Source organism: Pandoraea sp. E26 (assembly GCF_000681415.1).
In the GTDB taxonomy this organism is placed as follows: domain Bacteria; phylum Pseudomonadota; class Gammaproteobacteria; order Burkholderiales; family Burkholderiaceae; genus Pandoraea; species Pandoraea pnomenusa.
In genome coordinates, this window is record NZ_AYXJ01000089.1 from 1 (window position 1) to 566 (window position 566).

General features: G+C 68.0%; 1 pseudogene. It reads right to left on the reverse strand.

Going from position 1 to position 566, the window contains the following annotated elements:
* Positions 1–566: pseudogene (locus W930_RS28925) on the reverse strand (hypothetical protein); the annotation flags it as partial.

A 566-nucleotide genomic window follows, 5' to 3' on the forward strand; every position in this document is an offset into this window, starting at 1 on the left:
GCCCGATCACGGCCACCACCATCAGCGCACGCATCGAACGAGGTGCGTCACCGCCGAACGTGAACTGCCACCACAATTGGTTCGCGTAGCCCACGCGCCGGTAGGACATGAACATGAGCCAGGTACAGGCGCCCAGCACCGAGAGCACCGCGATGATCCATCCCGGCTCGAACGTCTGTGTGAAGAGCGACGAGCGACGGTCGAACTGCTTGCGCGAGACGAGCAGCAACGTGGCCAGCACCGCCAGCACGAAGCATTCCGACAGTGCGATCCCCTTCGGAATCGCCAGCACGGCGGCGATGACCGTCAACGCGAGCGAACCCCACCAGGCGGCGTCGAGCCGGTGCAACAGTCCGCGCGCCAGAAACAGCATGCACAGCCCCGCCACGCTGCCGAGCAGGTGCGACACCTCGACCAGGAACAGCGGCACATGGCGGCGCAGGAAGTCTTCCGCCTCGCGCGTGGCCGGCGTCACGCCGGAGATCAGCAGCATGACCCCGGCGACGAGCGTCAGTGCCGCCAGCAGGCCGGGAAAGAGCCGCACGGCGGCGCGGCCGATCGGCGCG